Origin of the sequence: Bradyrhizobium sp. AS23.2 (assembly GCF_001908185.1) — a bacterium.
GTDB lineage: Bacteria > Pseudomonadota > Alphaproteobacteria > Rhizobiales > Xanthobacteraceae > Bradyrhizobium.
In genome coordinates this window covers 1-23,111 of sequence record NZ_LGHM01000206.1, presented here as the reverse complement: position 1 = coordinate 23,111, position 23,111 = coordinate 1, and the positions used below count along the sequence as shown (strand labels likewise).

The following is a 23,111-nucleotide window of genomic DNA, read 5'->3' as shown; positions in this document are numbered from 1 at the left end:
AAGTCTGACGACGCCGGAGTATGGTTACAAGGAATTCCACGCATCACCCCACTGCTCGTTGAACGCGCTCACGGGGCGAAATGACGAACAGCAGGAATATTCGAGGTATGGCGGCAATGCCGGCACAGGGAGCTCCGCTTCCCGTGGACGGCTGCGGCCCCGGCGGCGCTCAATCCTACGACGGGCGCCTGTATCGAGAGGCAATGGCAAGGGATACGTCGCCCCAGGACTACAATCGGGATTTCGATCGGCGTGGCGGTCAACAACAGCCGCAGGAATGGGACGACGCCGATTGGGATCCGGATCAGGAAGCGGCAGCGGGTTATCGCGCGCGCCGGCTGTTGTCGCGTTCCAATTCGGGCTTCCACCCCTTCGGTGACGGCTTTGGGGCGATGCGCCGCTGGCTGGGCGGCGGTCGCTGGCTGAAGCGGCTGGTGGTCGTCGTCGGTGCTCTCGTCGTCATCTTCGTCGGCTGTTTCAGCGCGCTATGGTGGCGGCTCGGCGCCGGTCCCATCAATCTGGACATCGCAACGCCGTGGCTCGCGGCGGCGATCGAGGACAATATCGGCCACGGCAACACCGTGGAGGTCGGCGGCACCCAGATCGAGCGTGCCGGGCGCGTCCGTATCGCCGTACGTATCCGGGACATCATCGTCCGCGACCGTGATCACGCCATCGTCGCCAGCGCGCCGAAAGCCGAGGTGAAGCTGTCGGGTGCGGGTCTGCTGATGGGGCACCTGCGCGCCGAAAGCCTCAATCTCGTCGATGCCGAGCTTGCGATCCGCATCGCGCCTGACGGGACTGTCACTGTCTCCGCCGGCGACACCGCAAAGCCGCTGGCAACCGGCGTCGCCTCCAAGAAGGATGCCGGCCTTCCGCCGACATTCCCGCGCAATAGTGTCCCGCCGCCGCCATTCGCGACGGCGCCTGCGAGCCCGGACGCATCCCAGGCCGCGCCCCAGGCGCCTGCGCAGAGCGGAATTCTTCAGGGCCTCGACTGGCTCGACAGTCTGAGCATGACCGGCCTCGATGGCCAGAACCTCAACGAGATCGGTCTCAAGAACGGCAACCTGATCGTCGACGATCAGCAGCGCGGCGGCAAATGGACGTTCGAGAACATCACGCTCAGCCTGCGCCGGCCGAGCCGTGGCGGCGTCACGCTGAGCCTCGGCGAGGAGGGTGCGCGCCCGTGGATGCTGCGTGCCACGATCGGCCCCGCCGAGAACGGCGTGCGCTCGGTCGATATCCGCGCCGACAAGGTTTCGACCTCCAACATCCTGCTGGCGATGCGGGTGAAGGATCTCACCTATACGGCCGACCTGCCGCTGACTGGCGAACTCAAGGGCGAGCTCGGCCGCGACGGCGTACCGACCTTCTTCCGCGGCAAGATCGTAGCCGGTGCGGGCAGCATCATCGACACCGACACGCCGGACTATCCAATGGCGATCGACTCGGCCGAGATCAATGTCGAGTGGGATTCGAGCCGGCGCGTGCTGGTCGCGCCGTTCAAGGTTCTCTCGGGCGCCAACCGCCTGACGCTCCTGGCGCATCTCGAACCGCCGAATGGCAACATCAATGACTGGCAGCTCGGCTTCAGCGGTGGATCGATCCTCCTCGGCGGTATCGACAACGAGCCGCCGCTGGTCTTCAACCGTATCGCAATCGGCTTCCGCTTCGACACCGACCACAAGCGCCTCCTGCTGACGCAGGCCGATATCTCCAACGGCGAGATCGGCGTCGCCGGCACCGGCGCCATCGACTATTCGGGCGAGCCGCGCCTGACGCTGGGCTTTGCGGGAACGCCGATGTCGGCCTCGGCGCTGAAACGGATGTGGCCGACGCTCATCGTTCCGGAAGTGCGTCAATGGGTGATCGAGCGGATCGAGCGCGGCACGCTCCAGCGCATAGAGATCGGCGTCAATTCGCCGGTGAAGAACCTTCCGCGCAAGGGCCCGCCGATTCCCGACGACGGTCTCTCCGTCAATATTGTCGCGAGCGGCGTCGCGGTCCGCCCGGTGGACGGCATGCCGGTGGTGCACGATGCCGACCTCAAGGCGCATGTGACCGGGCGCACCGCGACCGTGAACATCGGGCAGGGCATCGCCGACACGCCCGCCGGCCGCAAGATCACGATCTCCGACTTCACCTTCGAGGTGCCGGACATGGCGCTCAAGCCGTCGCCATCGCGGGCCAGGTTCCGTGTCGACGGGCCCGTGCCCGCCGCGGCCGAAATGCTCTCCAATGACCGCTTGAGCGATTTGTCATCGACCGTCATCGATCCCAACACCAGCAAGGGAACGTTCTCGGCGAACATCCAGCTTAGCATGCCGGTCAAGGGTGAGCTCATCAAGGCCGACACCACTTACGCCTTCACCGCCGATCTCAACGGCTTTGCCGCCGACAAGCTGGTGATGAACCAGAAGCTGGAGGCCAACAACCTCAAGATCGCCGCCAACAACCAGGGCTACCAGGTCAAGGGCGACGTCAAGATCAACGGGCAGGCGGCCTCGCTCGACTATCGCAAACCGGCCGAGGGGGATGCGGACGTCAGATTGCAGGCGACGCTGGACGATGCGAGCCGCGCGCGCCTCGGCTTCGACCTCGGTCCCGCCGTCAGCGGGTCGCTACCGATCAAGCTCTCTGGCAAGATCGCCGGCGGCCCGGATCAGACGACCAAGCTCGGCGTCGAGGCCGACCTGACCTCGGTCAAGCTCGACAATATCCTCCCTGGTTGGGTCAAGCTGCCGGGCAAGTCGGGCAAGGCCAGCTTCAAGGTGGTGCCGACCGCGCAATCGACGCGCCTCGAGGATATCGTCGTCGAAGGCGGCGGCGCCTCGATCAAGGGCACGGTGGAGGTCGATCAGAACGGCGACCTCATGAACGCGAGCTTCCCGACCTATTCGCCGTCTGACGGCGACAAGGCTTCACTGAAGGTCGAGCGCGGCCAGGACGGTGTGCTCAGGGGCACCATGCGCGGCGATGTGTTCGACGGCCGCGGCTTCCTGAAGTCGGCGATCTCAGGCAATTCCAAGGACGACGCCAAGAACAAGATGAAGAACGTCGACTTCGACATCGACGTGAAGCTCGGCGCCGTCGCGGGTTTCAACGGCGAGGCGATGCGCAGCGTCGACGCCAAGATGTCGAAACGCAACGGCGCCATCAAGGCTTTCACCCTGAGCGGCAAGATCGGCAAAGACACGCCGGTGGCCGCCGACCTGCGTGGCGGCCGCGCCCAGGGCAACCGCGAGGTGATCTACCTCCAGACCAGCGATGCCGGCGCGCTGCTGCGCTTCACCGACACCTACACCAAGGCGGTTGGCGGCCAGATGGTGGTGGCGATGGAGCCGCCGACGTCCGAGCCGAACACGTCGCGCGAAGGTCTCATCAACGTGCGCGACTTCACGGTGAAGGGCGAGGCACAGCTCGAGCGCGTTGCCGCGGGCGCGCCCAACGGGACCGGGAACGGCGTCTCTTTCAGCGCATTGCGCGCCGAGTTTACCCGACAGAACGGCGCACTCACGATCCGCGATGGCGTGGTCAAGGGCCCGATGATCGGCGCCACCATCGAGGGGTCGATCGACTATCCGGGCAACCAGGTGTGCATGAGCGGCACGTTCGTGCCGATGTATGGCGTCAACAACATTTTCGGCCAGATCCCGTTGTTCGGCATCTTCCTCGGTGGCGGCAACAATGAGGGACTAATCGGCGTGACCTACGAGGTCGTCGGCACGCCGGCGGCTCCCGTGATGCGCGTCAATCCGATCTCCGCGATGGCGCCCGGCCTGTTCCGCAAGATCTTCGAATTCAACACCGGCAAGCAGAGCTCGCCGTTCGATGAATTCCCATCGCAGTCGAACGACGGCTCGGCCGGATCGTCGCGTCAGCTATCGAGCGGTTGCAGCCCCACGCGGCGATAGCTGCAGAGCTGAAGCGGTCGTCATGCCCGGGCATAGCCGTCTGAAGGACGGCCTCGTTTCGCTCGCCTATGTCCCGGACATCCACATTCTTCGTGCCGGGTGGCGAAGGCGGAGGGCCGGGACTAGCCCGGCCATGACGATTGTGGAGAAGCTCTAGCTAGAACCCAACTTCTCCGGTCGTAAGCGCGGCTTACGCCGCGCGGACGCCGGCCAGGAAGGTGCCGACTTCGCCGGAGAGCTGTTCGGCCTGCTTGGAGAGGTTCGAGGCCGCGGAGAGCACCATTCCGGCGGCGTTGCCGGTCTCGTTGGCTGCGCTGCTGACTCCGCCGATATTGGTGGTGACCTCCTTGGTCGCCTCCGCCGTCTGCGAGACACTGCGGGCGATCTCGGCGGTCGCGGCGCCTTGCTCCTCGATGGCTGCGCCGATCGAGGTGGCGATGCGGCTGACTTCCTCGATGGTGGCGGTGATGCCGCCGATGGCGTCCACGGCCTCCTTGGTCGCGCCCTGGATCTGGGCGATCTTGTCGCCGATCTCGCGGGTGGCTTCGGCGGTCTGGCTCGCAAGCGACTTCACCTCTGTTGCGACGACCGCAAAGCCGCGGCCGGCTTCACCGGCGCGCGCGGCCTCGATGGTGGCGTTGAGCGCGAGCAGGTTGGTCTGCGCCGCGATGCTGGAGATCAGCTCGGCGACATGCTCGATCTGCTGCGCGCCGTCGGACAATGCGCGCACGATGGTGTCGGTGCGGCGCGCGCTCTCCACAGCGCGACCCGTGACTTCGGCGGACTGAGCAACCTGGCGGCTGATCTCGGTGATGGAGGAGGAGAGCTCCTCGGCGGCGGCCGCCACCGTCTGAACGCGCTGGCTGGCTTCATTGGCCGCCGAGCCGACCACGGCGGCGCGGCGGTTGGTGCCCTCGGCGGTGGACGACATCGACTTGGCGGTGTTCTCCAGCTCGCCGGACCCCGAGGCCATCAGGCCGACGAGCTGGCCGACGGAGGCATCGAACCGGTCGGCGAGGGCGATCAGAGCGTCGCGCTTCTCCTGCTCGCTGCGGGTCTTGTTGGCGGCCTGCGCGGCCTCGAGCGTGCGCGCTGTCAAAGCGGTCTGCCTGAGCACTTCGAGGGTCTCGGCCATGCGACCGATCTCGTCGCCGCGATCGGTCTCCTCGACCGGCTTGTCGATGGCGCCGTCGGCGATCTCCTGCATGCGGGTCTTCTGGCGGTCGAGCGCGCTGAGCACGTCGCGGGCGATCAGCCAGGACAGCGTGGCCATCAGCAGCATCAGGCCGATGCCAATCGCGGCGAGCTCGATCGTGAGTGCACGGACGTCGGCGTCGATGTCGTCGACATAGAGGCCGTAGCTGATGGTTGCGTTCCAGGGCGCGAACTTGCGCGCGAACACGGTCTTGCGGACGGGCTCGGTCTGGCCGGGGCGGGGATAGAGATAGGAGGCCACGCCACCCCCGTTTTGATCGCCGGCCTTGACGATCGCGTCAGCGATGGCGACGCCGTTGGAATCGATCGCGCCGGTGATCTTGCCTTCGAGCTGCTGGTTGGCGCCGTTGACGAGGAGCGAGGTGTCGGCGTTGTAGACAACGGGATAGCCCTGGGCGCCGTTGAAGCTCATGCGCCTTCCGCGCATGTGGAACTGGGCCTTGGCCTCGGCCTGCGTCAGCTTGCCGGCGGTGACGTCGTCCTGAACCGACTGGGCGAGGCTGTAGAGCATGTCGACCGCGGTCTTCATCTGCTGGACCCGGTCCTCCATCATGCGGCTCTTGCTGAGGAAGGCCGAGACCGCGATGATGGCCGTGACTGTGAGAGCCGCAAGGCAGACCATGCTGGCGAGCTTGGTGCGGATCTTCAGATGACTCAGCAACTTCATCACAGCCCCTACGGAATGGTTGTTATTGCTCCCAGCGCTACCATGAAGTTCTTACCAATCATGAAGATAGGCGCGCGGACGCCTGCCACGCGGGACCGCCTTCGCAGCCTTATGCGCAACGGTGCAGGAAAACCGCCATGCGTCGGCGCGTGCCGGTCCGCATGCCCTCGAAAAATGATCTTAGACTTTGGTGGTCATCGAGCTCGGCCGGACCTGCAATGAACCGATTCGTTCACCGCCTCATCATGTCCGTGCTGCTCGTGGCGGCCCTGGTCCTCATCTGGAACGTGCTGGGCTCTCGGTGAGGCGGCACCGGCAATCCGCCGGCGCCGTCCCGTTGCTTTCAAGTCAATCGCGGGCGAGTCAGCGCCGCGCGTAGGCGCCACCCGGCGCGTCGCTCTCCTTGCCCATCAGCGCATCGACACTGACTGAGCCGCCGCCGGCTGCCGAGATGTACAGGCAGGCGAAGCAGAACAGGATCGCGGCGGTGCCGCCGTTGATCAGCGGCAGGAACACCGGGGTGCCGGTCTTGAACATGTGGCCCATGAAGTAGGCGAAAGCCATTTCGCCCGACAGGATGAAGGCCGTGAGCCGGGTGAACAGGCCGAGCATCAGGGCCGCGCCGAGCACGAGCTCGATCGTACCGGCCGCGTAGATCAGCGGCGGGATGTCGGCGAAGTAGGGCAGCGCCGGAAACTTGAACAGCTTGGCGACGCCGTACTGGAACAGCAGGAGGCCGGTGATGAAGCGAAACAGGCTCAAGAGAACCGGCTGAAAGCGAGTGAGATAGGGAAAGTTCATTGGTTTGCCCTCCATCCAATGCAGCGACTTGGACCGCATTCGGTTCCGCCTCGCAAGCCACCCAGGATCAATTCCGCGCTGACATTTTCGTCATGTAGGACAAAACACCACAATTCGTCCCTTCACTCCGGTTGTGCCGGATTTTTTCTCACGCAGTGCCTCGTCTGTCGTCCGTAATTTCACGGTGACACCGAGGGATGCAGGTTACGTCGAGGACACCTAATCCCGCAAGGCGGGGACGACCAGGAACGGAATCATTCCGAGGACCACGCTCGCAAGTGCGAAGGCGAGCAGGAGATTGTAGCCGTGCGTGAAGTCGTGGATGAGGCCGCCGCTCCATGAGCCGAATGCCGAGCCCAGGCCGCTGCCGATCGAGATGGTGCCGAAGATGGTGCCGACGCGTTTTCCGCGGAAGATCTTCATCGCGGTCGCGGTGATGAGAGGGCCGCGCGAGCCCATCATGCTGCCGAAGCAGACGACGAAGCCGGTGAGCAGGATGATGTTCGGATAGTACTGCAAGAGCCAGAGCAGGAAGATGCCGAGGATCGAGATCGCGTAGCTGAGCAGCACGGATGGCCGGCGCCCGATCAGCCCGTCGAGCGCGGACACGCCGAGCATGCCGAACACCAGCACGACGCCCGAGAAGCCCCAGGCAGTCGCGGCCTGGAGCGGCGGGAAGCCGGCATCGATCAGATATGCGACGATCTGCGCGGCGATTGCATACATGCCGACGGCAGTGAAGAAGAAGGTCGAGAACAAGGCCCAGAAAGCATGGTGGCGCATCGCGCTCGGAAGCGTCCAGCCATGGTCGATGAAATCAGGGTCGGTCTTCTTGGTCACATGCGGCGAGCCGACGGCGAACATGCGCCAGGGCAGAAGCAGCAGCGGCACCAGCAGGCCGAGCGCGGCGAAGCCGTACATCTGATAGGTCTCGCGCCAGCCGAGATGATCGATCAAAAGCTGCGAGGCCGGCAGCAGCGCCAGCACGCCGCCGCCCATAGCCGAATAGACCACCGCCATCGCGGTCGGCAGCCGGGGCCCGAACCAGCGTCCGAGCAGGATCGAGTTCGGCACGTTGCCGATGAAGGCGACGCCGATGCCGACGCAGAGTCCGATCGAGAGCTGGAATTGCCAGAGCGCCTGCGCATGGCCAGCGATCAGGAACGCGGAGCCGAGCAGGAGCAGTCCAAGCGCGTAGACGATGCGTGGTCCGGAATGGTCGAACAGGCGCCCGACGAAGGGCGCAGTGAGGCCGCTGATCAGCCAGGTCAGCGAATAGATCGAGACGACCTGGGCACGATCCCAGCCGAAATCCTGCGAGATCGGCTTGAGGAACACGGTGAAGCTTTCGCTCAGGCCGCGGCCGAGCACCGCGAGCGTAAAGCACAGCGCGAGCACGACGAGGGCAGTGCGCGCGGCCAGTCGCTCCGTGCTTCCGGCCTGCTCCTTCGACGCTGCCGCTGTCGATTCCTTTGGGGTATTCTGGTCCATTGCTTGTCAGGGAGCGCGCTTCGGCGCGCCCTGACAAGTATCAAAAGCTCATACGCCTATGCAGGCTTGATGAGGACGTGCTTCTTCTTGCCCAGTTGTCGTCACTCCGAACCTAACGTTAAGATCCCTCTCTTCTTCTTACCCGTGCTCAGCAATACGCGACCGTCGTCATCGAAGTCTTCGCGCCTTAAGCGATATTGAGGGTCGGTCACGACGCGGCCACCAAGGTTCATTGCTCCGTCCTTTATATATTGGCGAGCTTGAGCATTTGAGCTCGAGAAACCAAGCTGCGTGTTGGCTGCAGGTAGGGAATCGCCAACCGAGACGATCAGTACCGGAAGGTCCGTACCGAAACTTCCATATTCGAAAGTTTGTTGCGCTGTGCGTTCGGCTTGTTCGGCGGCGAGTCTACCATGCATCAAAGCGGTCGCTTCCCTAGCCAAAATCTTCTTTGCTTCGTTGATCTCGGCACCCTCTAGGGCTGCTAGGCGGGCGATTTCGGGCTGACGCAGAGTAGTGAAAAGCTTCAAGAAGCGAACAACATCTGCGTCCTCGGTGTTACGCCAGAACTGGTAATAATCATATGGGCTAAGCATATCGGCATTTAGCCAAACCGCTCCAGATGCGGTTTTCCCCATCTTCGTGCCTGATGCGGTCGTCAATAGCGGGCAGGTTAAGGCGAACAGTTGGGGAGTCCCCATTCTTCTGCCAAGTTCAATGCCGTTTACAATGTTCCCCCATTGATCAGAGCCACCCATTTGCAAACGGCAATCGTAACGCTTGTTGAGTTCAACGAAATCGAACGCCTGCAAGATCATATAGTTGAACTCAATGAAGCTCATCTCTTGGTCGCGCTCCAATCTGAGCTTGACAGAGTCCATCGCAAGCATTCGATTAACGGAGAAGTGCCGACCAATATCGCGCAGCATCTCAATCCAATTTAGTCTGGTGAGCCACTCCGCATTGTCAGGCATTATTGCGTCTTTGGGGCCGGCTCCAAATCTAACAAACTCGGGTCTGAATGTGCGTCGGATGGCATCCTTGTTCGCTTCGATTTGGTCATACGTGAGCAGTTTGCGCGTCTCATCGCGACCAGAAGGATCTCCGACTCGAGTGGTGCCACCTCCCATCAGCGTGATGGGGCGATTTCCATATTCCTGCAGCCAATGAAGCATCATAATTGAAAGTAGGTGGCCAACATGCAGCGAGGGAGCAGTGCAGTCGTAGCCCACGTATGCGGTCAGTTGACCGTGCTTTGCCAGGTCGTCGAGCGGTTCTACCGGCGCTGAGATTTGATGGATAAAGCCACGCCATTCCAGCTCACGCAGAAAATCTGATTTAAATGCAGTCATTTGTGTGCGACCCGGACAGTTCCTGGTTTACGGTAATTGCCGCAAGTTGCGGAACCTGTGCCCTTCGGGCTGCCGCAGCATAGCGCGCTGTGGCATTATAAGATGTGCTTCTCTGATACAAGTCAGGCGTCGGGGCAGGGGGCGTCGAGGCTGACTACGATGATGTTGACGGCACTCGGTTTGATGAGCGGCACCTCGCTTGACGGGGTGGATGTCGCGCTGATCGAAACCGATGGAAAGCATGTGAAGGCGTTCGGACCGTCCGGCTACCGGCCCTACAGCCCGGCGGAGCGCAATCTGCTGCGCCTGGCGCTGAGCGAGGCTGTGCACCTGCCGCAACGCGATGCCCGGCCGGGGGTCCTGGCCGAGGCCGAGCGCGTGGTGACGCTGGCCCATGCCGAGGCGGTCGCCGCCTTCGTCGCCCAGAACCGGATGAAGCCCGAGGACATCGACATCGTTGGTTTCCACGGGCAGACCGTGCTGCATCGCCCCGAGAAGCGGCTGACGGTGCAGATCGGCGATGCGCCGGCGCTGGCCAAGGCGATCCATATCCCCGTGATGCATGATTTCCGCGCCGCCGATGTCGAGGCCGGCGGGCAGGGCGCGCCATTCGTACCGGTCTACCACCGGGCGCTCGCCAATTCGCTCGAGCGCGAGGGGCCGATCGTCGTGGTCAACATCGGTGGTGTCTCCAACATCACCTATATCGACGGCAACGACACGCTGATCGCCTGCGACACCGGGCCCGGCAACGCGCTGCTCGACGATTTCATGTACCGCACCATGAACCAGGCGTTCGACGCGGAAGGAAAGTTCGCAGCGCTCGGCAAGGTCGATGAAGCCTGGATCGCGCGGGCGCTGGAGCTGCCGTTCTTTGCGCTCCCGCCGCCGAAATCGCTCGATCGCAACGATTTTGCTGCGCTCAAGCTCGGCGAGGTTCCGCCGGCAGATGGCGCCGCGACGCTCACCGCTTTCACCGCGGCCGCGATCGCCCGCATCATCCCGCTCTTGCCGCGGCGGCCGCGGAGCTGGATCATCTGCGGTGGCGGAGCCCGCAACCTCACCATGCTACGCATGCTGCGGGACCGGGTGGGCTCGGCCACCGTCGAGGCCGCCGAGACGCTCGGCTGGGCCTCCGATGCCATCGAGGCGCAAGCCTTCGGCTTCCTCGCCGCCCGCGGCCTGAAAGGCCTGCCGCTGTCCTATCCGGCCACCACGGGTGTGCCGATGCCGATGACGGGCGGAGTGATCGCGCGGCCCTGAGGTCACGGCAGATTGATGCAGATGCATTGATCTTGACGGATACATGCAGATGCATCTATCTTGGGTGCAGTTGCATCCAACCGCCGGGATCATTGTCATGACAGCCTCGCTCAAACTGATCAGCCACAAGCTTTGTCCTTATGTGCAGCGCGCGGTGATCGCGCTCAAAGAGAAGGGCGTGCCGTTCGAACGGATCGACATCGATCTCGCCAACAAGCCCGACTGGTTCCTGAAACTCTCGCCGCTCGGCAAGGTGCCGGTGCTGGTGGTGACGACGGACAAAGGCGAGGTCGCGCTGTTCGAGAGCAATGTGATCTGCGAGTACATCGAGGAGACGCAGGGCGGTGCGGAGCTGCATCCGGTGGATGCGCTCAAGCGGGCCGAGCACCGCGCCTGGATGGAGTTTGGTTCTGCGATCCTTGGCGACCTCTGGGGATTGGAGACCACGACGGATCCGGCGACATTCGAGACCAAGCGTCAGGCGCTTGCGGCGAAATTCGCGCGGGTTGAAGCTGCGCTTGGCGGAGGCTCGTATTTCGCAGGCAATGAATTCAGCATGGTCGACGCGGTGTTCGCACCGATCTTCCGCTATTTCGATCTGTTCGATGAGCTGACCGAGCTCGGCATCTTCACCGATCTGCCGAAGGTACGCGCGTGGCGGGCAGAGCTTGCGAAGCGTCCGAGCGTGCGCTCCGCGGTCGGCGCGGACTATCCGCAATTGCTGCGCGCCTTCCTGGTGCGGCACGACGCGCATCTGCTGAAGCTTGCGGCCTGAGCGCACGCCGATGTCGTCATCTGTGGCCTGGCTTATGCTGGTGATCGCCGGCGCGCTCGATGTCGGCTGGGCGGTCTCGATGAAATATGCGGAGGGCTACACGCGCGTGGGCTGGAGCATCGCCTCGCTCGTGCTGCTCGCGGCCTTCGTCTTCATGCTCGGGCGCGTCTTGAAGGTGCTCGAGGTCGGCGTCGCCTATTCGGTGTGGACCGGCATCGGCGCCGCCGGCACGTTCCTGATGGGCGTCGTGTTGTTCGGCGAGGCCTTGAGCGCGATGAAGCTTGCAGGCATCGCGCTCGTACTGATGGGGATTGTCGCGCTCAAGCTGGCTTGAGCTGTCACAGCTCCGCGGCCATCTTCGCCAGCGTCGCGATCGTGTTCATGTTGCGCGCGGTGCCGGACTTGGCCGCAGGAATGACGAGCTTCGACGTCCCCATGCCGTCGCCGTAGTGCACGTAGATCTCGCGGCGGCCGAGGCGGACCTCCTCGTTGTTTTGGCCCCGGATGCCGGCGAGCGCATCGGCCGCCGGCGCCTTGTCGAGGAAGATCGCAACCGTGCGGTTGGGCGGGGCCTTCGGGAAGGGATTGTCGGCCGCGACTTGCGCCATCTCGGTGGCGCTGCGCATGAGCACGCCGACCGGCGCGCCGGCGTAGGCGTGCAGGCGCTTTTCCAGTGCGGACTTGATGGCGGCTTCGGACTTGCGACTGGTGAACACCACGTTGCCGCTGGCGATGTAGGTGCGCACGGCGGCGAAGCCGAGCTCCTCACACATCGCCTTGAGCTCGCTCATCGGCAGCTTGCCGGTGCCGCCGACATTCACGGCACGCAGCAGGGCGACGAACGAGCCCATTTGAGGCCTCAGCGCACGTTGGCGAGGCGCATGTCGAGATAGGCGGTGATGGTTTCCATCAGCGGCTCGAGCTTGGCGTCGAAGAAGTGGTTGGCGCCGGGGATGACCTGCTGGTCGATCACGATGCCCTTCTGCGTCTTCAACTTCTCGACCAACGTGTTGACGTCCTTGGGCGGCACCACCGCATCCTTCTCGCCATGCACGATCAGGCCGGACGACGGGCAGGGCGCGAGGAACGAGAAGTCGTAGAGATTGGCGGGCGGCGCGATCGAGATGAAGCCCTCGACCTCGGGGCGGCGCATCAGAAGCTGCATGCCGATCCAGGCGCCGAAGGAGAAGCCGGCGACCCAGCAGGCACGTGCTTCGGGGTTGATAGTCTGCGCCCAGTCGAGCGCGGCGGCGGCGTCCGACAATTCGCCGGTGCCGTGGTCGAACGAACCCTGGCTGCGGCCGACGCCGCGGAAATTGAAGCGCAGCACCGAGAAGCCGCGATGTGCGAAGGCGTAGTAGCACTGGTACACGATCTGATGGTTCATCGTGCCGTGAAACTGCGGATGCGGATGCAGGATCATCGCGATCGGCGCGTTCTTCTGCTTGGCCGGGTGGTAACGGCCTTCAAGGCGGCCAGCGGGGCCGGCGAAAATGACTTCAGGCATCGATGATCTCTTGATTGATTTCCTGGAGAGGTGATCCTCGGCAATCAACCGATTGTGGCCCTCGTCGGCAGCGATGCCGACGAAAGCGCGAATGGAAGGATGAGAAGGCGTGCGCCTCGCGGTGATGCGCAATCGGCGCACGGTGACTTGACGGCCGCGTTCTAACATAGGCTGAGGGTCAAAAAGCAAGCATCTTGAACATCAGCCAATGGGCTCAAGATGTTAGCCTGTCACGGCCGCGTCATCGCGGACCGCGGATCTGGAATCATGGTTGCCAAACGCGCGACCGCGGCCCATGTCGGCGGTGAGGCGGGCCGAACAGGCCCAGCGATGTGAGGTAATATATTACTTAATGACGAGCCGCGTCTATCTCGACTGGAATGCGACCACACCGCTGCGTGATGAAGCACGAGGCGCGATGCTCGCCGCGTACGACCTGATCGGCAATCCGTCTTCTGTTCACGCCGAGGGGCGGGAGGCGCGGCGGTTGGTCGAGGAGGCCCGCGCCACGCTTGCGGCGGCGGTGGGAGCGCTGCCGCGAAACGTCGTCTTTACCTCCACCGGAACCGAAGCCAACGCCCTGGCGCTGTCGCCTGGCCTTCGTGGCCCGGCCGGGCGGCCAGTCGAGCGGCTACTGGTCTCGGCCGTCGAGCATGCTTCGGTGCTGGCCGGCGGCCGGTTCCCGGCGGATGGGATCGACGAGACTCGGGTCACGCGCTCCGGCGTGATCGACCTCGACCATTTGAGGGCGCTGCTCAGCGATGGACCGCCGGCGCTGGTCTCCATCATGGCGGCCAACAACGAGACGGGCGCGCTCCAGCCGGTCGCCGAGGCTGCGCGGATCGTTCACGAGGCCGGCGGCCTCCTGCATGTCGATGCGATCCAGGCGCTGGGAAAAATTCCGTTCGATATCAGGGCGATCGGCGCAGACCTTGCGACCTTTTCTGCGCACAAGATCGGCGGCCCCAAGGGCGTCGGTGCGCTGGTCATGGCCGAAGGGCTTGCTGGATTGGAGCCGGTGCCGCGCGGCGGCGGGCAGGAACTCAACCGCCGCGCTGGAACCGAGAATGTCGCGGGCATTGCCGGCTTCGGTGCGGCGGTGAAGGTCGCGATTCAGGCTCTGCCGGAGGATGCGAACCGGATGGCAACCCTCAGAGATCGCTTGGAAAATGGTATCCGCGCGATCGCTGGCGCAACAATCTTCTCGGACGACGTCGGGCGGTTGCCAAATACCGTCCTGTTCACCGCACCCGGCCTGAAGGCCGAGACCGCGGTGATCGGCTTCGACCTCGAAGGCGTCGCGGTATCCTCAGGCTCGGCCTGTTCCTCCGGAAAGGTCCAGCCGTCCCACGTGCTTTCGGCCATGGGGTTCGACCCTGCGGTCGCCCAGGGAGCGGTGCGTCTCAGTCTTGGCTGGTCCACCGAACTAGAGGACATCAATAGGGCGTTAGAGGCTTGGCGAAAGCTGGGTAATACCCTACTTAGAGGCTAAGCGACGAAACACGGCTTGAATGGTTCTAAGCACGTGCTTTCCGCAGAAAAACATCGTAATAGTCGTCCAAGTTTGATCCACCGCGGTCCTTGAAACCGCGAGCGGAGGATGGAATGCCAGCCGTACAAGAGACGGTCGAGCGCGTGAAGCGCATCGACGTCGATCAATATCGTTATGGGTTTGAGACCCTGATCGACACCGAAAAGGCCCCCAAGGGGCTGTCGGAAGAGATCGTAAAATTCATCTCACAGAAAAAGAACGAACCCGACTGGATGCTCCAGTGGCGGCTTGAGGCCTATCGGCGCTGGCTGACCATGACCGAGCCGACCTGGGCGCGCGTCGAGTATCCCAAGATCGACTTCCAGGACATTTACTATTACGCGGCGCCGAAGCCGAAGAAGACGGTCACCTCGCTCGACGAGATCGATCCGGAGATTCTGAAGACCTACGAGAAGCTCGGCATTCCCCTGCGGGAAGTCGCGATGCTCGAAGGCGTCGAGCCGAAGCCCGGCGAGGAAGACCCGGCCCGGCGCAAGATCGCGGTCGACGCGGTGTTCGACTCGGTCTCGGTCGCGACCACCTTCAAGGCCGAGCTGAAGAAGGCCGGTGTGATCTTCATGCCGATCTCGGAAGCGATCCGCGAACATCCCGAGCTGGTGCAGAAATATCTCGGCTCGGTGGTTCCGACCTCCGACAATTTCTATGCGACGCTGAACTCGGCGGTGTTCTCCGACGGCTCGTTCGTCTACGTGCCGCCCGGCGTGCGCTGCCCGATGGAGCTGTCGACCTATTTCCGCATCAACGAGCGCAACACCGGCCAGTTCGAGCGCACGCTGATCATCGCGGACAAGGGCTCCTACGTCTCCTATCTCGAGGGCTGCACCGCGCCGCAGCGCGACGAGAACCAGCTGCACGCGGCCGTGGTCGAGCTCGTCGCGCTCGACGACGCCGAGATCAAATATTCGACGGTGCAGAACTGGTATCCCGGCAACTCGGAAGGCAAGGGCGGCATCTACAACTTCGTCACCAAGCGTGGCGACTGCCGCGGTGCCAATTCCAAGATCTCGTGGACCCAGGTCGAGACCGGTTCGGCGATCACCTGGAAATATCCGAGCTGCATTCTCCGCGGCGATAACTCCAGCGGCGAGTTCTATTCGATCGCGATCTCGAACGGCTTCCAGCAGGTCGATAGCGGCACCAAGATGATCCATCTCGGCAAGAACACGTCGAGCCGAATCATCTCCAAGGGCATCGCGGCCGGCAAGTCGCAGAACACCTATCGCGGTCTCGTCACCGCGCACCGCAAAGCGACCGGTGCGCGCAACTTCACCGCCTGCGATTCCTTGTTGATTGGCGACAAATGCGGCGCGCACACCGTGCCGTACATCGAAGCCAAGAACTCGTCGGCGACGTTCGAGCACGAGGCGACGACCTCGAAGATCTCGGAAGACGTGCTGTTCTACTGCATCCAGCGCGGCCTTAGCCAAGAGGAGGCGGTTGGCCTCGTCGTCAACGGCTTCGTCAAGGACGTGCTTCAGCAGCTCCCGATGGAGTTCGCGGTGGAAGCGCAGAAGCTGATCTCGATCTCGCTCGAAGGGTCGGTCGGCTGATCGCCGACCCTCGCGGTGCGCTTTGGCGCTCCATACATCATTTGAATAGACTGGAAACCAAGATGGCTTTGCTTGAAGTGAAGGATTTGAAGGTTCGCGTCGAGGAGCGTGAGATCCTCCACGGGCTGACGCTGACCGTGAACGAGGGCGAGGTGCACGCGATCATGGGGCCGAACGGCTCCGGCAAGTCGACGCTCTCCCACGTCATCGCCGGCAAGCCCGGCTACGAGGTCACCGACGGTCAGATCCTGTTCAAGGGCGAAGACCTCCTGGAGATGGCCCCCGAAGAGCGCGCCGCCAAGGGCGTGTTCCTCGCGTTCCAGTATCCGGTCGAGATCCCCGGCGTCGCCACCATGAATTTCCTGCGTACCGCGTTGAACGCGCAGCGCAAGGCGCGCGGCGAGAGCGAATATTCGACCCCGGACTTCCTGAAGAAGGTCCGTGAGGTCTCGAAGTCGCTGAACATCCCGCAGGACATGCTCAAGCGCGGCGTAAACGTCGGCTTCTCCGGCGGCGAGAAGAAGCGCAACGAGGTGCTCCAGATGGCGCTGTTCGAGCCGAGTCTCTGCATCCTCGACGAGATGGATTCGGGCCTCGACATCGACGCGCTGCGCATTGCGGCCGACGGCGTCAACGCGCTGCGCTCGCCCAAGCGCGCGATGGTCGTCATCACCCACTATCAGAGGCTGCTCAACTACATCGTGCCCGATTTCGTGCACGTGATGTCGAAGGGCCGTGTCGTGAAGAGCGGCGGCAAGGAGCTGGCGCTGGAGCTGGAAGAGTCCGGCTACACACAGTTCGAGGATGCCGCGTAAGGATTATTTGCGATGAACGTTGCTGTGGCAAAGACCGGAAGCGGCCGCGCGGTGAGCGATCTCTTCGCCAGCGCCGAAGGGCGCCTACCGGGTTCGCCGGCCGTGATCGCGGCGCGCCGCGAGGCTTTTGAGACCTATGAACGTCTCGGCCTGCCGCACCGCCGGATCGAGGAATGGAAATACACCGACCTGCGTGCGCTGGTGGGCGAGGTGCTGCCGCTTGCAGCCAGCCCCGATGCGGCCGCACTGAAACGCGCTGCCGAAACCGTGAAGGCGCACGCGATCGAGGGTGCCCGCAAGCTGGTGCTGGTCGACGGCGTGTTCGCGGCCGACCTATCCGACGTGAAGGCGCTCGCATCCGAGGCGAGCCTCAAGACTCTGCGCGAGACGCTGGAGAAGGAGGCCGGGCTGCTGAAGACCGCGTCTACCGATGCGGTGATCTCGCTGAATGCGGCGATGGCGACCGACGGCGTCGTGCTGTCGATTGCCGACGGTGCGCAGTTCTCCGCCCCGGTCCAGATCATCCATGTTGCGACCGCTGCTTCGGCATCGGCCTTCACCCGCTCGCAAGTGCGGATCGGGAAGGGCGTTCGCGCCACCATCGTCGAGAGCTTCGTCGCGGCCGGCGCCAAAGCCTACCAGGTCAACGACGCGGTTGTCCTCTCGGTCGGCGACAACGCCGACGTCGCGCATATCCGCTTGCTGGACGATTCGCCCGACGCGGTGAACGTCACCTCGCAGTTCGTCACGGTCGGCGCGAACACGAAGCTCAATTTCTTCAACATGACCACTGGCGCGGCCGTCAGCCGCCTCCAGGGCTTCATCACTCTGGCGGGTGAGGGCAGCGACCTCTCCATCAACGGCGTGAACCTGTTGAAGAAGACCGAGCATGGTGACACCACGCTGGTCGTGGACCATGCCGTGCCGAGCTGCGTCAGCCGCGAGATCTTCCGCGCGGTGATCGACGACCGCGCCCATTCGGTGTTCCAGGGCCGCATCATCGTCCGTCCCGACGCGCAGAAGACCGACGGCAAGATGATGACCCGCGCGCTGCTGCTCTCGGACGAAGCCGAGGCGGACAACAAGCCCGAGCTCGAGATCTTCGCCGACGACGTCTCCTGCGGCCACGGCGCCACCGCCGGTGCGCTGGACGACAGCCTGCTGTTCTATCTGAAGGCGCGCGGCCTGCCGGAGAAGCAGGCCCAGGCCTTGCTGATCCAGGCCTTCGTTGGCGAAGCGATCGAGCAGATCGCCGACGATGGTTTGCGCGAGCACGTGATCGGCATCGCCGAGCGCTGGCTGGAGCAACGTCAATGAGCGAGCATCCGGCAGTCAAGAACGGTGCCTACGATGTCGCCCGCGTGCGCCAGGATTTTCCGGCGCTCGCCATGCAGGTCTATGGCAAGCCGCTGGTCTATCTCGACAACGCGGCGTCGGCGCAGAAGCCGCAGTCCGTGCTCGACCGCATGACGCAGGCCTATACGTCCGAATACGCCAACGTGCATCGCGGCCTGCATTACCTCGCCAATGCCGCGACCGAAGCCTATGAGGGCGGCCGCACCAAGGTGGCGCAGTTCATCAACGCGCCCCGCACCGAGGAAGTGATCTTCACCCGCAACGCGACGGAGGCGATCAACCTGGTCGCGTCGTCCTGGGGTGAACCCAATATCAAGGCGGGCGACGAGATCGTCCTCTCGATCATGGAGCACCATTCCAACATCGTACCTTGCATTTCCTCAGGGAACGCCATGGTGCCGTGATCAAGTGGGCGCCCGTCGACGACGAAGGCAATTTCCTGATCGACGAGTTCGAGAAGCTGCTCACGGCCAAGACCAAGCTGGTCGCGATCACGCAGATGTCGAACGCGCTCGGCACCATCGTGCCGGTCAAGGATGTGGTGAAGATCGCGCACGCGCGCGGCATTCCCGTGCTGATCGACGGCAGCCAGGGTGCCGTGCATCTGCCGATCGACGTCCAGGACATCGGCTGCGATTTCTATGTCTTCACCGGCCACAAGGTCTACGGTCCCACCGGCATCGGCGTGCTCTGGGCCAAATACGACCACCTCGTCGCGATGCGCCCCTACAACGGCGGCGGCGAGATGATCCGCGAGGTCTCTCGCGATGTCGTCACCTATGGCGATCCGCCGCACAAGTTCGAGGCGGGGACGCCCGCGATCGTCGAGGCCATTGGTCTTGGCGCCGCCATCGACTACGTCAATTCGATCGGCAAGGAGCGCATCGCTGCCCACGAGCACGATCTCGTCACCTACGCCCAGGACCGGCTGCGCGAGATCAATTCGCTGCGGCTGATCGGCACCGCCCGCGGCAAGGGTCCGGTGATCTCCTTCGAGCTCAAGGGCGCACACGCCCACGATGTTGCCACAGTGATCGACCGCCAGGGCATCGCTGTGCGCGCCGGCACCCATTGCGTGATGCCGCTTTTAGAGCGGTTCAACGTGACCGCGACATGCCGGGCCTCGTTCGGCATGTATAATACCCGGGAAGAAGTCGATCATTTGGCACAGGCGCTTTTGAAGGCGCGGGATTTGTTCGCATGAGTGACACGGCCGAAGTCAAAGCCAATCCGATGGAGACCCTTTCGGCGTTGCCGCCGGAGGAGACCGAGCGCTTGACCACCGAGATCATCGCGGGCCTGAAGACCGTGTTCGATCCGGAAATTCCGGCCGACATCTACGAGCTGGGGCTGATCTACAAGGTCGAGATCAAGGACGACCGCTCGGTCGACGTCGTGATGACGTTGACGACGCCGAACTGCCCGGCCGCCGGCGAGTTGCCGACCATGGTGGAGAACGCGGTCGCCAGCGTCCCCGGCGTCGGCGTGGTCGACGTCAAGGTCGTCTGGGAGCCGGCCTGGTCGCCCGAACGCATGAGCGACGAGGCCCGCCTCGTGCTCAACATGTGGTGACGCGCAACTCCGGCATTGAAATCGCTCCGCAACGGACCACATCACTGACATGACACAGGCAACACCAGCATCCACTCCGAAGCCGCGGCGCCCGCGCCCGCAGGTGATGCGGCTGACGGACGCTGCTGCCCAGCGTATCACCGAGCTGACCCAGCGCGCCGATTCCGAGATCGTGGGCCTGCGCGTCGGCGTCAAGAACGGCGGCTGCGCCGGCCAGTCCTACACGGTCGAATACGCCCATGAGATCCGCCCGACCGACGAGGTCGTCGAGGACAAGGGCGTCAAGATCCTGGTCGACCCCAAAGCCGTGCTGTTCCTGCTCGGCACCGAGATGGACTACAAGGCCGACAAGATGCAGGCCCAGTTCGTCTTCAACAACCCCAACCAGATCTCCGCCTGCGGCTGCGGCGAGTCGGTCGAGCTGCGCCCGGCCAAGATCGACGGGTAGCCCTGGGTCATTGCGAGCGAAGCGAAGCAATCCAGACCGTCTCCGCGGCGGAAGTCTGGATTGCTTCGCTTCGCTCGCAATGACGAGGATGCTATGAGGTTCGCTTGCGCCCGCAGGGAAGCCTCCAATGGACCGCGAATTCCTGATCGACCTGTTCGCCGATTTCGGCCCCGTCACGATCCGAAAGATGTTTTCCGGCTACGGCATCTCTGCCGACGGGATCAACTTCGCGCTCGCCTTGCGCGCCGGCCTGTTCCTCCGGGCCGACGAGGTGACCATCCCGGACTACGAAGCAGAAGGCTCAAGGCCGTTCCAGTACTCGACCCGCGTCAAGACCGTGATGGTGAACTCCTACTGGGAGCTGCCGGCGCGCCTGTTCGACGATTCCGAGGAGCTTGCGCAATGGGCGAGGGCAGCGCTCGCCGCCGCCCAGCGCGCCAAGGTGAAGAAGCGGCCCAAGAAACGGCCCAAGACGACGAAGAAGGGGAAGAAGGCGGCGACGAAGGTGGCGGCCAAACCCACGAAGAAGGCCGCCAAGCCCGCGAAAGCGTTGAAGACGGTGAGCAAGAAGAGCCCGGCTCGAAAGCGCGCCAAGCGAAGGGGCTAAGCTCAGTCCACGGCCTGTGTCAGGCCAACCCTCATATCCCTGGCCGTGAAGACGCAGGCGCCGTCGGCCAGCACGCGACCGTCGGCAATTCCGAGCACAAGCTTGCCGCGCCGGACCAGGCGCACGGCGACCTCGTAGCGCACGCTTCGCGTATCCGGCGTGATGGATCCCGTGGCATCAACCTCGCCGACGCCGATGGCGCGGCCCTTGCCCGGTGAGCCCGACCAGCCGAGCCAATAGCCGATCATCTGCCACATGGCGTCCAGTCCCAGAGAGGCCGGCATCATCGGGGCGCCGCGAAAGTTGCAATCGAAGAACCAGTGTCCCGGTGTGATGTCCAGCTCGCCGATGATATGGCCCTTGCCGAACTCGCCGCCGTTCATGGTGATCTCGGTGATGCGGTCCATCATGAGCATCGGCGGCGCCGGCAATTGCGCGTTGCCGGGGCCGAAATAGCCGCCTTCGCTCGATCTCAGCAACTCGTCCTTCGTGTAGGACGGTTGCGGCGTGTGAAAGTCATGAGGGTTGGGCAAGACGACAAGTCCTCTCGACGCTCGCGCTCAGGCGCCGGGAAAATGTCGTTCGTCAGGCTGGAATGTCAAGCGCGGGGGGCGCCTTACGCCACCCGGCCGTGCGTCTCGGCTGCGAATTCCGGATCGGCTTCGCAGATCACGCGGTTGCGGCCGTTGCGCTTGGCGGCGTAGAGGCAGGCGTCCGCGCGCTCGATCAGCGCGTCGGTGTCGTCGCCGGCTTTGAGCATGGAGACGCCGACGGAAATCGTCACGCGTCCCAAAATCTCGCCGGTGGATTTCTTCTTCAATTCCTTGGCCATGACGGCGCGGCGGATGTGATCGGCGACCGTCAGCGCCTGGCGCAGCGCGGTGTTGGGCAGCACGACCGCGAATTCCTCGCCGCCGTAGCGCGCCGTGATGTCCTGGCCCTTGATGGTCTGCTTCAACGACAGGCCGACGAGCCGCAGCACCTGGTCACCTGTGAGGTGGCCGTAGGAATCGTTGAACGACTTGAAGTGATCGATGTCGAACAGGAGTAGGGACAGCGGCTCACCGCTGGCGAACGCGCTTTGGACGGCCATGCCGATCATTCGGTCGAAATATTTGCGGTTGCCGAGGCCCGTAAGCGGATCGGTCAGGCTCTCGGCGCGGATCGCCTCCAGGCTCTGCTGGAGGTTGCTGATCTCGTTCTTCGCGAGCGTCAGCCGGTCTTCCAGCGCCTTGTTGGTCTCGCGCGTCTCGGTGGTCGAGCGCAGCAGCGTCTCCACGACCGACTTGACCTGCTCACGGCTCTTGGCCGACGACAGCATCTGGGTCGCGTCCGAGAGGCTGGCATCATAGGAGCTCGTCCTCCCGAGCGCTTCGCTCAGCACCTCCACCACATCATCGATCTCGCCGATGACGCGCGCACCGACCTTGTCGATGCGGTCGGTGGTCTTGATGTGGGAGAGATAGGTCTCGTAGATCTGCTCGAGATCGGCTTCGGTGAGTTTGCCGTGGCGCGCCAGCGTCTCGTTGATGATCTTGTTGAGCGGCGCGTTGTAGCCGGTGGCGTAGACGTACCAGATCTCGTAATTGCGGGGGATTGCGGTTTGCCGAAGCGATCGAATTTGACCGAGCGCCACCTCGGCGAACGCCATCGTGCGTTCGTGTTCGTCGAGCACGTTGACCACGGAAGATACCCCACAGCGGTCGATGCGCCGTCGACCACAGCAATTTTTAAACTATGTTCGTAGGCTAACGGACGATCGTGAACGGCCGGTAAACAGCCGCTCCCAGATGCATCTGAAAAAGTGTGCGTCGGTGTTGCTCAACCAGAACCTAGAGCCATTTCCGTTCTGATGGAATCAGAACGGGGCTCTAGATTCTTGTTTTGACGCGTTTTCTTTACGCGAACCGGTATCCACTTCGCTCGAAAACGCTCTAAGCGCGTCGCGCTTCAGGCTCCCGCGGGAGAGCGAACCGGTCGCAACAGAAACGCCGGAAGATGCGAATGATCGCCCGGCTCGGTGTCGACCTCGCGCTGGCGGCGCGGCTCGGGACGGCCGATCGACGGCACATGCGACGTATTGGCCTGCGGTCGAGAGCCGCGACGCGGCTCGGGCGCATGCCTTGCTTCGGATGAATGCTTGGCCTCGGAAGCGTGCCTGGCTTCGGGGGCGTGCCTTGCCTCGCCCCGCGCCTCGCGCGGCTCGTGGCTGCGCTCACGGTC

At 63.6% G+C, this 23,111-nt stretch carries 19 protein-coding genes and 2 pseudogenes; 12 read left to right on the top strand and 9 right to left on the bottom strand.

The window, feature by feature from the left end; all coding sequences use genetic code 11:
- Positions 1 to 116: 116 nt before the first annotated feature.
- Positions 117 to 3,917 carry a YhdP family protein gene (locus AC630_RS36435; RefSeq protein WP_074123234.1) on the top strand — a complete coding sequence of 1,267 codons (3,801 nt, stop codon included), beginning with the start codon at positions 117 to 119 and terminating at the stop codon, positions 3,915 to 3,917.
- Between the two features lie 190 nt (positions 3,918 to 4,107).
- Here AC630_RS36435 and AC630_RS36430 read toward each other — a convergent pair whose 3' ends face one another.
- From AC630_RS36430 to tyrS, 4 genes are all read right to left on the bottom strand, one after another.
- Entirely contained in the window at positions 4,108 to 5,799 is a 1,692-nt protein-coding gene (locus tag AC630_RS36430; RefSeq protein ID WP_074123222.1) for a methyl-accepting chemotaxis protein, read from the bottom strand.
- Positions 5,800 to 6,162: 363 nt separating this feature from the next.
- Positions 6,163 to 6,600, bottom strand: a complete 438-nt coding sequence (locus tag AC630_RS36425; protein WP_074123233.1) for a DoxX family protein — start codon at positions 6,598 to 6,600, stop codon at positions 6,163 to 6,165.
- A 219-nt stretch (positions 6,601 to 6,819) separates the two neighbouring features.
- Positions 6,820 to 8,091, bottom strand: a complete 1,272-nt coding sequence (locus tag AC630_RS36420) for an MFS transporter (protein WP_074123221.1) — start codon at positions 8,089 to 8,091, stop codon at positions 6,820 to 6,822.
- 101 nt (positions 8,092 to 8,192) lie between these two features.
- Positions 8,193 to 9,443, bottom strand: coding sequence for a tyrosine--tRNA ligase (gene tyrS / locus AC630_RS36415; RefSeq protein ID WP_074123220.1), 1,251 nt, complete (start codon positions 9,441 to 9,443; stop codon positions 8,193 to 8,195).
- Between the two features lie 159 nt (positions 9,444 to 9,602).
- Between tyrS and AC630_RS36410 the strand changes: the two genes are divergently transcribed.
- The 3 genes from AC630_RS36410 (at position 9,603) to AC630_RS36400 (ending at position 11,815) form a co-directional block, all read left to right on the top strand.
- Positions 9,603 to 10,706, top strand: coding sequence for an anhydro-N-acetylmuramic acid kinase (locus AC630_RS36410; protein WP_074123219.1), 1,104 nt, complete (start codon positions 9,603 to 9,605; stop codon positions 10,704 to 10,706).
- 97 nt (positions 10,707 to 10,803) lie between these two features.
- Positions 10,804 to 11,481 (top strand): glutathione S-transferase family protein, encoded by a 678-nt coding sequence (locus tag AC630_RS36405; protein ID WP_074123232.1) that lies wholly within the window; start codon positions 10,804 to 10,806, stop codon positions 11,479 to 11,481.
- A gap of 10 nt (positions 11,482 to 11,491) precedes the next feature.
- Entirely contained in the window at positions 11,492 to 11,815 is a 324-nt protein-coding gene (locus AC630_RS36400; protein ID WP_074123218.1) for a DMT family transporter, read from the top strand.
- A gap of 4 nt (positions 11,816 to 11,819) precedes the next feature.
- On the opposite strand, the gene AC630_RS36395 is transcribed toward AC630_RS36400, so the two are convergent.
- Positions 11,820 to 12,332 carry a DUF1697 domain-containing protein gene (locus AC630_RS36395; RefSeq protein ID WP_074123217.1) on the bottom strand — a complete coding sequence of 171 codons (513 nt, stop codon included), beginning with the start codon at positions 12,330 to 12,332 and terminating at the stop codon, positions 11,820 to 11,822.
- Between the two features lie 8 nt (positions 12,333 to 12,340).
- Complete coding sequence (locus AC630_RS36390) at positions 12,341 to 12,988, bottom strand: alpha/beta hydrolase (RefSeq protein ID WP_008143006.1); 648 nt, start codon at positions 12,986 to 12,988, stop codon at positions 12,341 to 12,343.
- A 352-nt stretch (positions 12,989 to 13,340) separates the two neighbouring features.
- Between AC630_RS36390 and AC630_RS36385 the strand changes: the two genes are divergently transcribed.
- From AC630_RS36385 to AC630_RS36350, 8 genes and pseudogenes are all read left to right on the top strand, one after another.
- The gene (locus tag AC630_RS36385) at positions 13,341 to 14,480 is read left to right on the top strand and encodes a cysteine desulfurase family protein (RefSeq protein WP_074123216.1); all 1,140 of its coding nucleotides are present in this window, start codon (positions 13,341 to 13,343) and stop codon (positions 14,478 to 14,480) included.
- Positions 14,481 to 14,593: 113 nt separating this feature from the next.
- Positions 14,594 to 16,090 (top strand): Fe-S cluster assembly protein SufB, encoded by a 1,497-nt coding sequence (sufB, locus tag AC630_RS36380; protein ID WP_074123215.1) that lies wholly within the window; start codon positions 14,594 to 14,596, stop codon positions 16,088 to 16,090.
- Between the two features lie 62 nt (positions 16,091 to 16,152).
- Positions 16,153 to 16,905 carry a Fe-S cluster assembly ATPase SufC gene (sufC, locus tag AC630_RS36375; protein WP_074123214.1) on the top strand — a complete coding sequence of 251 codons (753 nt, stop codon included), beginning with the start codon at positions 16,153 to 16,155 and terminating at the stop codon, positions 16,903 to 16,905.
- A 12-nt stretch (positions 16,906 to 16,917) separates the two neighbouring features.
- A complete protein-coding gene (sufD, locus tag AC630_RS36370) occupies positions 16,918 to 18,222 on the top strand; it encodes a Fe-S cluster assembly protein SufD (RefSeq protein ID WP_074123213.1) in 1,305 nt (434 codons plus the stop codon).
- Positions 18,219 to 19,465: pseudogene (locus AC630_RS36365) on the top strand (cysteine desulfurase). The gene sufD and the pseudogene AC630_RS36365 overlap by 4 nt, the downstream one beginning before the upstream one ends.
- Entirely contained in the window at positions 19,462 to 19,833 is a 372-nt protein-coding gene (locus AC630_RS36360) for an SUF system Fe-S cluster assembly protein (protein WP_074123212.1), read from the top strand. The pseudogene AC630_RS36365 and the gene AC630_RS36360 overlap by 4 nt, the downstream one beginning before the upstream one ends.
- Positions 19,834 to 19,882: 49 nt before the next feature.
- Positions 19,883 to 20,281 carry a HesB/IscA family protein gene (locus AC630_RS36355; protein WP_074123211.1) on the top strand — a complete coding sequence of 133 codons (399 nt, stop codon included), beginning with the start codon at positions 19,883 to 19,885 and terminating at the stop codon, positions 20,279 to 20,281.
- A gap of 127 nt (positions 20,282 to 20,408) precedes the next feature.
- Positions 20,409 to 20,888 (top strand): TfoX/Sxy family protein, encoded by a 480-nt coding sequence (locus AC630_RS36350; RefSeq protein WP_074123210.1) that lies wholly within the window; start codon positions 20,409 to 20,411, stop codon positions 20,886 to 20,888.
- Between the two features lie 2 nt (positions 20,889 to 20,890).
- Here the strand turns inward: AC630_RS36350 and fabA are convergent, their stop codons facing one another.
- The 3 genes and pseudogenes from fabA to AC630_RS46420 all read right to left on the bottom strand — a co-directional run.
- The gene (gene fabA / locus AC630_RS36345) at positions 20,891 to 21,421 is read right to left on the bottom strand and encodes a bifunctional 3-hydroxydecanoyl-ACP dehydratase/trans-2-decenoyl-ACP isomerase (protein WP_074123209.1); all 531 of its coding nucleotides are present in this window, start codon (positions 21,419 to 21,421) and stop codon (positions 20,891 to 20,893) included.
- Positions 21,422 to 21,504: 83 nt separating this feature from the next.
- A complete protein-coding gene (locus AC630_RS36340) occupies positions 21,505 to 22,572 on the bottom strand; it encodes a GGDEF domain-containing protein (RefSeq protein WP_074123208.1) in 1,068 nt (355 codons plus the stop codon).
- A 266-nt stretch (positions 22,573 to 22,838) separates the two neighbouring features.
- A pseudogene (locus AC630_RS46420) lies at positions 22,839 to 23,111 on the bottom strand (DEAD/DEAH box helicase); the annotation flags it as partial.